Consider the following 9,431-nt stretch of genomic DNA (forward strand, 5'->3'; position numbering starts at 1 on the left):
CACCGCGCTGTCGGGCTCCGGGCCGGCGTATTTCTTCCTGCTCGTCGAGGCCCTGATCGACGCCGGTGTGGCCGCGGGCCTGAGCCGCGAGGTGGCCGCCGACCTGACCGCGCAGACCATGGCCGGCTCGGCCGCCATGCTGCTCGAGCGCATGGACGCCGATCGGCAGGGTGCGGCCGAGGCGCCCGGGCTGCGGGTGGACGCCACGGCGACGCAGCTGAGGGCGACGGTGACCTCGCCCGGCGGTACCACCGCGGCCGGCCTGCGTGAGCTGGAACGAGGGGGCCTGCGAGCGGCCGTCGACGCGGCCGTTCAGGCCGCCAAAACGCGCTCTGAGCAGCTAAGAATTACATCGGAGTAATCCAAGTTTTTTCAATTGATTGTCCCCCACCAGTACCAGTAACCCCATTAGTCCCGCTATTCTCCTCTTGTAAGCACGTGTGGGTGCCGGCGGAGGGGAAGCCGCTGGCATGCGCGTGCCTGACACGATTGGGTTGCGATGACGTCTAGTAACGGGCCATCAGCGCGAGATGCTGCCGGTAAGCCACGGGACGCCAGTTCCGTTGACAGCCAGCAGGGCAGGACGCAGTTTCTCACCGTCGCCGAGGTAGCCGCGTTGATGCGGGTCTCGAAGATGACGGTGTACCGGTTGGTGCATAACGGCGAGCTGCCCGCGGTCCGGGTGGGCCGGTCCTTCCGGGTGCACGCCAAGGCCGTCCACGACATGCTTGAGACGTCCTACTTCGACGCCGGCTGACCTGGAACGGTGCCGCTTGCGCGCGGCACCCAGGCTTCGCCGTTGCGCGGCGATCGGGCCGATGCCGGTTTGGTGTTCGGTGCGTTCCGCCGGGTAAAGTGTCCGGGTCCAATCTTTGAAGCAGGTCACGGTCAGATAGCGGAGTTCATGGGTTCAGTAATCAAGAAGCGGCGCAAGCGTATGTCGAAGAAGAAGCACCGCAAGCTGCTGCGTCGCACCCGCGTGCAGCGCAGAAAACTCGGTAAGTAAACCCCGCTCGCGGCGTAGTGCCGCCGTCGCGCCTGGCGGTTAGGCTGTTCGAGTGGATCCGACGAGTGGGGAGAACGCCGGGCCGGGCGACACCGCAGGCAACACCGTGCATTACCCCAAGATCGTGCTGGTCACCGGCGCATGCCGATTTCTGGGCGGCTACCTGACGGCTCGGCTCGCACAGAATCCGATGATCAACGCGGTCATCGCGGTGGATGCGATAGCCCCGAGCAAGGACATGCTGCGCCGGATGGGCCGCGCCGAGTTCGTCCGGGCCGACATCCGGAATCCCTTCATAGCCAAGGTGATTCGCAACGGCGACGTCGACACCGTGGTGCACGCGGCGGCCGCGTCGTACGCGCCGCGATCGGGCGGCACCGCGGCGCTGAAAGAGATCAACGTGATGGGCGCGATGCAATTGTTCGCGGCCTGCCAGAAGGCGCCCTCGGTGCGCCGGGTCGTGCTCAAGTCGACGTCCGAGGTGTACGGCTCGAGCGCTCACGACCCGGTGATGTTCACCGAGGACAGCACCAGCCGTCGTCCGTTCCGTGACGGTTTCGCCAAAGACAGCCTGGACATCGAGGCCTACGCGCGCGGGCTGGGACGGCGCAGGCCCGACATCGCCGTGACGATCCTGCGGCTGGCCAACATGATCGGTCCGGCGATGGACACCACGCTATCGCGTTATCTAGCTGGACCTTTGGTGCCGACGATGTTCGGCCGCGACGCGCGCCTGCAACTGCTGCACGAGCAGGACGCACTCGGTGCGCTGGAGCGCGCGGCGATGGCCGGCAAGGCGGGAACGTTCAACATCGGCGCCGACGGCATCATCATGCTGTCGCAGGCGATCCGGCGGGCCGGCCGGATTCCGTTGCCAGTACCGAGTTTCGGCGTCTGGGCGCTGGATTCGTTACGCCGCGCCAACCGCTACAACGAGATCAGTCGCGATCAATTCGATTATTTGAGTTACGGCCGCGTCATGGACACCAGCCGGATGCGTTCGGAGCTCGGCTACCAGCCGAAATGGTCAACGGCGGAGGCATTTGACGATTACGTTCGCGGCCGCAGCTTAACTCCCATTATCGACCCACTTCGGGTACGCTCCTTGGAAGATCGCGCGATAGCCCTAGCTCAGCGCTTGGGTAGCCGAAATCCAATTCCGTGGGGTGGGGTCAGGTAGGTATCGTGGCGGGCGAAAACAGAGCGAATGTCATTCCACTACACACGAATCGGGGTCGGGTAGCAGCGCGTCGGAGAGCGGATCAACGGGCTGAGTCTTCTCGCCAGCACCCCTCGTTGCTTTCCGATCCAAGCGGTCGGGCATCTGCGGAGCAAATCGCCGCTGTGGTCCGCGAAATCGACGAGCATCGCCGTGCCGCGGGGGCATCGCCCGCCGACGCTCCGCTGAATGACTTGGCCCAGCGCGTCGCCTCGGTCGCCGGATTCCTGCGCCAGCGGCTCACCGGTGATTACAGCGTCGACGAGTTCGGCTTCGACCCGCACTTCAACAGCGCGATCGTTCGGCCATTGCTGCGGCTGTTCTTCCGATCCTGGTTCCGGGTCGAGGTGAGCGGGATCGAGAACCTGCCGGCCGACGGCGCCGCGCTGGTGGTCGCCAACCACGCCGGGGTGTTGCCGTTCGACGGGCTGATGCTGTCGGTGGCGGTGCACGATGAACATCCCGCGCAGCGGGACATGCGGCTGCTGGCCGCCGACATGGTGTTCGATCTGCCGGTGGTGGGGCAGGCCGCCCGCAAGGCCGGCCACACGATGGCCTGCACGACCGACGCGCACCGGTTGCTCGCCGCCGGCGAGCTCACCGCAGTGTTCCCGGAGGGCTACAAGGGGCTGGGCAAGCGCTTCGAGGACCGCTACCGGCTGCAGCGGTTCGGCCGCGGTGGATTCGTCACGGCCGCGCTGCGGACGAAGGCGCCGATCATTCCCTGCTCGATCATCGGGTCCGAAGAGATCTACCCGATGCTGACCGATGTGAAGCTGCTGGCGCGGCTGTTCGGGCTGCCGTATTTCCCGGTCACGCCGCTGTTTCCGCTGGCGGGGCCCGTGGGCCTGGTGCCGCTGCCGTCGAAGTGGCGCATCGCGTTCGGTGAGCCGATCCCCACCGACGACTACGCAGCCTCCGACGCCGAGGACCCGATGGTCACCTTCGAGCTGACCGACCAGGTGCGCGAGACCATCCAGCAGACGCTGTACCGGCTGCTGGCCGGCCGCCGTAACATCTTCTTCGGCTGAGCCCCAGACACGAAAACCGCCCCTGCGCGATTGGCGCCGGGGCGGTTTCGTGTCAAAGAATTACTTGACCATCGTGAACTGACAGACGTTGGTGTAGCCGTCGCGGAATAGGTCCGAGCAGCCCCGCAGGTACTTCAGGTAGATGTCGTAGGTCTCCTGCCCCTTCAGGGCGATCGCCTCTTCCTTGTGCGCCTCGAGGGCATCGCCCCAGGCGGTCAGCGTCGGCACGTAGTTCTTGCCGATGAAGTGGTGGCGCTCGATCTTGAAACCCGCGTCCGTCGCGTATTTGTCGACCAGGTTCACCTGGGGCAACTTTCCGCCCGGGTAGATCTCCTTCAGGATGAAGCTGATGAACCGCAGCAGGGTCATGTTCACCTGCAGACCCATCGCTTTGCCCTCTTCCGCGGTGGGCACCACGATGCTGTGCAGCAACATCCGGCCATCGTCGGGCAGCAGGTCGTAGTACTTCTTGAAGAAGGTGGCGTAACGCTCGTACCCGGCGTCGCCTGCGCCGTCGGCGAAGTGCTCGAACGCGCCCAGCGACACGATGCGGTCGATCGGCACGTCGCCGGGGAATTCCTCCCAGCCCTGGATCCGCACCTCCTTGTGGCGGGGGCTGTCCATCTTGTCGAACTCCGCCACGCAGTGGGCGTACTGGTTCTCGCTGAGTGTCAGGCCGATGACGTTGACGTCGTACTCGGCCACCGCGTGCCGCATCGTCGAGCCCCAGCCGCTGCCGATGTCGAGCAGCGTCATGCCGGGTTCGAGGTTCAGCTTGTCCAGGGCGAGTTTGCGCTTGGCGTACTGCGCCTCTTCCAGCGTCTTGGTGAGATTCTGCGGGTCCGGGTTTTCGTCGAAGTAACCGCAGCTGTAGGTCATCGACGGGTCGAGCCAGAGCTTGAAGAACTCGTTCGACTTGTCGTAGTGCGACCGGACCTTCTCGACCGGCGGCTTGAGTTGCGTGCTTCCCGTTTCCCGCTGTCCAGACATTTACAAGGCCCCTAACTTTCCTGCGGATATGGATGCAACTGCTGCGGCGGTTGCCTCGACGTCCTCTTGATTTGAAGACTCTCCCAGCATTGTGACGACACTCGTGACGATCGGTTTTCCGTCGGCGTCGGTCACTTCACTGCGGATCTCCGCCAGCACGGTGCCGTGGGACTCGATAACCGAGTCGAGGTAAGTGTCGAAGTACAGCCTATCGTGCGCCAGGATCGGCCGGTGGAACTTGAATTTCTGGTCCCGGTGGATGACCCGGGCGATGTTGATGGGGATGCTGAACTTGGTGAAGATCTCCAATTGCACTCGGCGCCCGGCGATAGCGAGGAACGTCAGCGGCGCCACCATGTCGGTGTACCCGGCCTTCTCGGATTCACTCTCGTCGAAGTGCGCCGGGTGGTCGTCTTTGATCGCGGCCGCGAACTCGCGGATCTTCTCGCGGCCGACCTCGAAGTAATCCGGCGCGCGGTAATGGCTGCCGATGAGTCCTTCGGCTTCCTTGGGGGTCGTCATGGCGCAATGCCCTCCGTCAATTGTGTCTGCGCGGCGCAGCCTATCAGCGCGATTGCCGCCGGGAGGCCAGCGCGGCAAGCGCACCACCGGCCGCGCCCAGCGCCAACGCCGACGGCACTCCGATGCGGGCCGCCTTGCGGGCGGTGCGGAAATCGCGAATCTCCCAGCCGCGCTCCCTGGCCAGGGCACGCAGGCGGGCGTCGGGATTGATGGCGACCGCGGTGCCGACCAGCGACAGCATGGGGACGTCGTTGAAGCTGTCCGAGTAGGCCGTGCAGCGTTTGAGGTTGAGGCCCTCGCGTATCGCCAGCGACCGCACGGCGTGCGCCTTGCCGGTGCCGTGCAGGATGTCGCCGACCAACCTGCCGGTGAAGACGCCGTCGACGGATTCCGCGACCGTGCCCAGCGCGCCGGTCAGGCCGAGCCGTCGCGCGATCGTCGCGGCGAGTTCGTAGGGCGTGGCGGTGATCAGCCACACCTGCTGACCGGCGTCCAGATGCATCTGAGTGAGCTCGCGGGTGCCGGGCCAGATCTTGTCGGCGATGATCTCGTCGTAGATCTCCTCGCCCAGTGCGACCAACTCTTCGACCGATCGGCCTTCGATGAAGGCGAGCGCCTTGCGCCGGCCGGCGGCGACGTCGTTGCTGTTTTCTGTCCCGAGGATCTGGAACTTGGCCTGCGCGTAGAGGAATCCGACCACATCGCGATAGGTGAAGTAGTTGCGCGTGGCCAGCCCGCGGCCGAAGTGCACCGCCGACGAGCCCTGCACGAGCGTGTTGTCCACGTCGAAGAAGGCCGCGGCGGTCAGGTCGATCGGGGGCTGGGGACGGTCCTGCGAGGCGGCGGCTTCCTGCATGCCCTCGATCGCGCGGGCGGCGCTGGCGTCCGCGGCCAGCGACTCCGGGTCAACGTGACCGGTGTGGTCCGCGTCGGCCGGGAAAGAGGAAGTCATCGTCAAACCTCCTAGATCGCTGTGTTGCCTGGCGACCCAGCGGGTGCCCGACCTACAACCCTATCGGGCAGAGGGCGTGCCGGCGTTGACGTGTCCCGGGGTGGTCGATGAGTCCACCGGGGTCACCCGCCGGAGGCGCGATTCGCTCACGACCACATACCGAGGTTCGCCGACATCGCGCCCGTGTAGTTGCCGTGCGCGGTCGTGGCCGCCTGCTTCAGTTGCGCCAGCGCCTCGCGCATCATCGCCTCGCCGCGCGCCCAGTGCCGATGCGCCTCGGCATGGGCCGCCGCGGCTTCACCGGTCCACGATGCATGCAAATGCGTTACCCGAGAATCGATTTCGGCGATCGTGTCTTCGGCATAGCGCTGAAACGCCGCCAGCCGCTGCACCGTGTCGGCCAACGCCTGCGGATCCACCCGAAACGCCTCAGCCACCGCGCACCGCCCGCTCCGCCCGCGCGGAGCCTGTCTCGGTGCCGTGATACGCCATGCCGGCCTGGCCGATTAGATGTGACAGCATCGACAACCCGAGTTCCACCTCGCGGGCGCCGCGATGCCACAGTTCCCATGCGGATCCATACGCGCTGCCCGCCGCACCGTGCCAGCCACCCAACATCTGGCCCACCTGATCGTCGAGCTGCGATAGCTGAGCCGAAAGCTGCTGGGCGGCGCCGCCCAGCGAGACGGCAGCGCCCCGCATCGCCAGTGGATCGACCCGCAACGTCTCGTCGGCCATCGTCGGAACGTAACGCCTGGTAGAGGGCCTCACAAGTCACCGATGCCACACTGGTGCCCATGACCGAGGACACCGGCCGGCCGCGCGTGGAGCTGTTGACCCGCGACGGGTGCACCATCTGCGAGCGCGTGCATGCCCGGTTGGCCGAGCTGGCCGGTGAATTGGGCTTCGCGTTGTCGATGACCGACGTCGACGCCGCCGCCGCGGCGGGCAACACCGCGGTGCGGGCCGAATTCGGCGATCGGCTGCCGGTGATCCTGCTCGATGGGCGCGAACACAGCTACTGGGAGATCGATGAGCCCCGGCTGCGGGCCGATCTCGGCCGCTGACCCGCCTGGCGCTGCGGCGCCGGCCGGCGCGGGGCAATTATTTGGTAGCCCAGCTGATAAACGTTTACCGTGGACAGCAGTTCAGTTACTGGAGGAAGCAAGGGAGCTGGCCAGGTGATGCTGCCGTGAGCGTCTTGCTCTTCGGGGTTTCGCACCGCAGTGCGCCGGTCTCCGTCTTGGAACAACTCAGCATCGACGAGTCCGATCAGGGCAAGATCGTCGACCGGGTGCTGCAGTCGCCGCTGGTGACCGAGGCGATGGTGCTGTCGACATGCAACCGGGTCGAGGTCTACGCGGTGGTGGACGCGTTTCACGGCGGGTTGGCGGTGATCGGGCAGGTGCTGTCGGAGCAGTCGGGCATGTCGATGGCCGACCTCACCAAGTATGCGTACGTCCGATACAGCGAGGCCGCCGTCGAGCATCTGTTCGCGGTCGCCAGCGGCCTGGATTCCGCGGTGGTCGGCGAGCAGCAGGTGCTCGGCCAGGTCCGTCGCGCCTACGCCAACGCCGAGACCAACCGCACCGTCGGGCGGATATTGCACGAGCTGGCCCAGCGGGCCTTGTCGGTGGGCAAGCGGGTGCATTCGGAGACCGCCATCGACGCCGCGGGCGCCTCGGTGGTGTCCGTCGCACTCAACATGGCCGATCGCCGGCTGGGCGGACTGTCGGGCAAGACCGCGGTCCTGGTCGGCGCCGGAGCGATGGGCGCGCTGGCCGCGGGACACCTCTCCCGTGCCGGCATCGGGCATGTGCACGTGGTCAACCGGTCGTTGTCCAGGGGCCAGCGTCTGGTCCGCAAGATCCGCGACACCGGGGTGCAGGCCGACGCCGTGGGCCTGGAGCGCCTGCCCGACAGCTTGGCCGGTGCCGACATCGTCGTCAGCTGTACCGGGGCGGTGACGCCGGTGATCTCGCTGGCCGACGTCCACCACGCGTTGGCCGCCGCGCACCGCGACGAAGAGACGCACCCCCTGGTGATCTGCGACCTGGGCATGCCGCGCGACGTCGACCCGGCGGTCGCCGGATTGCCCGGCGTCTGGGTCGTCGACGTGGACCGCGTGCAGCATGAGCCCTCGGCCCACGCCGCGGCCGCGGACGTCGACGCCGCCCGCACCATCGTCGCCACCGAAGTTGCTGCCTACCTGGCCGGTCAGCGGATGGCCGAGGTGACGCCCACGGTCACGGCGCTGCGCCAGCGCGCCGCCGACGTGGTCGAGGCGGAACTGCTGCGCCTCGACAACCGGCTGCCGGGGCTCGAGAGCGCCCAGCGCGAAGAGGTGGCGCGCACCGTGCGACGGGTGGTGGACAAGCTGCTCCACGCGCCGACCGTGCGGATCAAACAGCTCGCCAGCGCCCCCGGCGGTGACAGCTACGCCGAGGCGCTGCGCGAACTCTTCGAACTCGACCAGACCGCCGTCGATGCCGTGGCGGCTGGCGAATTGCCAGTCATTGCAAACGGATTCGACGCGGGTACCCCGCAGCAAACCGCCGAGTAGGCGATTGGCGAACGTGATCCGGATAGGCACCCGGGGCAGCCTGCTGGCCACCACCCAGGCCGGGGTGGTCAGAGACGCTTTGATCGCGCTGGGACACCAGGCGGAACTGGTGACCATCAGCACGGCGGGCGACCGCTCGTCGGCGCCCATCGAGTCCCTCGGGGTGGGTGCCTTCACCACCGCGCTGCGCGAGGCCATGGAGGAAGGCCGTGTCGACGCCGCGGTGCACTCCCACAAGGACCTGCCGACCGCCGACGACCCCAGGTTTGCTGTGGCGGCCATCCCCGTGCGCAACGATCCGCGCGACGCGGTGGTGGCACGGGATGGCCTGGTGCTCGCGGAGTTGCCCGCCGGTTCGCTGGTGGGCACCTCGTCACCGCGGCGGGCCGCGCAGCTTAGAGCATTGGGTCTCGGTTTGGAAATCCGCCCCCTACGAGGCAACCTAGATACCAGGTTGAACAGGGTAAGCAGTGGTGATCTCGACGCGATCGTGGTAGCCCGGGCGGGACTCGCCCGGATCGGTCGTCTCGACGATGTCACCGAGACGCTAGAGCCGGTGCAGATGTTGCCAGCACCGGCTCAGGGCGCGCTCGCCGTCGAATGCCGAGCCGGTGACAGCCGGTTGGCGGCAGTGCTGGCGGAACTGGATGACGCCGACACGCGCGCGTCGGTCACTGCGGAGCGAGCCCTGCTGGCCGAACTGGAGGCCGGTTGTTCCGCACCGGTGGGCGCGATCGCCGAAGTGGTCGAGTCCATCGATGAGGACGGGCGGGTCTTCGAAGAGCTGTCGCTGCGCGGTTGCGTGGCGGCGTTGGACGGGTCCGACGTGATCCGCGCGTCCGGTATCGGCAGTCCCGATCGGGCACGAGAGCTTGGGCTTTCGGTGGCCGCGGAGCTGTTCGAGCTGGGCGCGCGAGAGCTGATGAGCGAAGCGCGGCAAGACCCGGCGCGAGGAAGTTAAATGCGAGTTACGTGGGAGCGACAATGACGACGCGAGGGCGTAAGCCGACACCCGGCCGCATCACGTACGTGGGTTCCGGCCCGGGTGACCCGGGATTGCTGACGACCCGGGCCGCCACGGTGCTGGCGAACGCCGCTTTGGTGTTCACCGATCCTGACGTGCCTGAGCCGGTGCTGGCCCTGATCGG

General features: G+C 66.9%; 14 protein-coding genes. 9 read left to right on the forward strand and 5 right to left on the reverse strand.

Going from position 1 to position 9,431, the window contains the following annotated elements:
- The 5 genes from A5652_RS04080 to A5652_RS04100 form a co-directional block, all read left to right on the forward strand.
- A partial coding sequence (locus tag A5652_RS04080; protein ID WP_304441759.1) for a pyrroline-5-carboxylate reductase occupies positions 1 to 361 on the forward strand: 361 nt, incomplete at its 5' end.
- A 138-nt stretch (positions 362 to 499) separates the two neighbouring features.
- Positions 500 to 757, forward strand: coding sequence for a cell division/environmental response transcriptional regulator (locus tag A5652_RS04085; RefSeq protein WP_040629292.1), 258 nt, complete (start codon positions 500 to 502; stop codon positions 755 to 757).
- A gap of 147 nt (positions 758 to 904) precedes the next feature.
- The gene (locus A5652_RS26395) at positions 905 to 1,006 is read left to right on the forward strand and encodes a 30S ribosomal protein bS22 (protein WP_003402602.1); all 102 of its coding nucleotides are present in this window, start codon (positions 905 to 907) and stop codon (positions 1,004 to 1,006) included.
- A 52-nt stretch (positions 1,007 to 1,058) separates the two neighbouring features.
- Complete coding sequence (locus A5652_RS04095; protein WP_067346915.1) at positions 1,059 to 2,186, forward strand: SDR family oxidoreductase; 1,128 nt, start codon at positions 1,059 to 1,061, stop codon at positions 2,184 to 2,186.
- Entirely contained in the window at positions 2,168 to 3,256 is a 1,089-nt protein-coding gene (locus A5652_RS04100; protein ID WP_197513742.1) for a lysophospholipid acyltransferase family protein, read from the forward strand. Before A5652_RS04095 ends, A5652_RS04100 begins: the two co-directional genes overlap by 19 nt.
- 60 nt (positions 3,257 to 3,316) lie before the next feature.
- Here A5652_RS04100 and A5652_RS04105 read toward each other — a convergent pair whose 3' ends face one another.
- The 5 genes from A5652_RS04105 to A5652_RS04125 form a co-directional block, all read right to left on the reverse strand.
- Positions 3,317 to 4,246, reverse strand: a complete 930-nt coding sequence (locus A5652_RS04105) for a cyclopropane mycolic acid synthase family methyltransferase (RefSeq protein ID WP_067346919.1) — start codon at positions 4,244 to 4,246, stop codon at positions 3,317 to 3,319.
- Positions 4,247 to 4,768, reverse strand: coding sequence for a MaoC family dehydratase N-terminal domain-containing protein (locus tag A5652_RS04110; protein WP_067346922.1), 522 nt, complete (start codon positions 4,766 to 4,768; stop codon positions 4,247 to 4,249).
- A 43-nt stretch (positions 4,769 to 4,811) separates the two neighbouring features.
- Entirely contained in the window at positions 4,812 to 5,720 is a 909-nt protein-coding gene (locus A5652_RS04115; protein ID WP_067346924.1) for an HAD family phosphatase, read from the reverse strand.
- A 146-nt stretch (positions 5,721 to 5,866) separates the two neighbouring features.
- On the reverse strand, positions 5,867 to 6,157 hold the full coding sequence (locus A5652_RS04120) for a WXG100 family type VII secretion target (RefSeq protein WP_067346927.1): 291 nt from the start codon (positions 6,155 to 6,157) through the stop codon (positions 5,867 to 5,869).
- Positions 6,150 to 6,458 carry a WXG100 family type VII secretion target gene (locus A5652_RS04125; protein WP_067346929.1) on the reverse strand — a complete coding sequence of 103 codons (309 nt, stop codon included), beginning with the start codon at positions 6,456 to 6,458 and terminating at the stop codon, positions 6,150 to 6,152. Before A5652_RS04125 ends, A5652_RS04120 begins: the two co-directional genes overlap by 8 nt.
- A 59-nt stretch (positions 6,459 to 6,517) precedes the next feature.
- On the opposite strand from A5652_RS04125, the gene A5652_RS04130 reads away from it, so the two are divergent.
- The 4 genes from A5652_RS04130 to A5652_RS26400 form a co-directional block, all read left to right on the forward strand.
- Entirely contained in the window at positions 6,518 to 6,787 is a 270-nt protein-coding gene (locus tag A5652_RS04130; RefSeq protein WP_067346931.1) for a glutaredoxin family protein, read from the forward strand.
- A 125-nt stretch (positions 6,788 to 6,912) separates the two neighbouring features.
- Positions 6,913 to 8,283 carry a glutamyl-tRNA reductase gene (locus tag A5652_RS04135; RefSeq protein ID WP_067346934.1) on the forward strand — a complete coding sequence of 457 codons (1,371 nt, stop codon included), beginning with the start codon at positions 6,913 to 6,915 and terminating at the stop codon, positions 8,281 to 8,283.
- Between the two features lie 13 nt (positions 8,284 to 8,296).
- Entirely contained in the window at positions 8,297 to 9,244 is a 948-nt protein-coding gene (gene hemC / locus A5652_RS04140; protein WP_067346937.1) for a hydroxymethylbilane synthase, read from the forward strand.
- A 23-nt stretch (positions 9,245 to 9,267) separates the two neighbouring features.
- Positions 9,268 to 9,431 (forward strand): SAM-dependent methyltransferase (locus tag A5652_RS26400; RefSeq protein ID WP_156745146.1); only part of this gene is annotated, 164 nt, incomplete at its 3' end.

The sequence above is a fragment of the Mycobacterium sp. 1165178.9 genome (genome assembly GCF_001673555.1).
In the GTDB taxonomy this organism is placed as follows: domain Bacteria; phylum Actinomycetota; class Actinomycetes; order Mycobacteriales; family Mycobacteriaceae; genus Mycobacterium.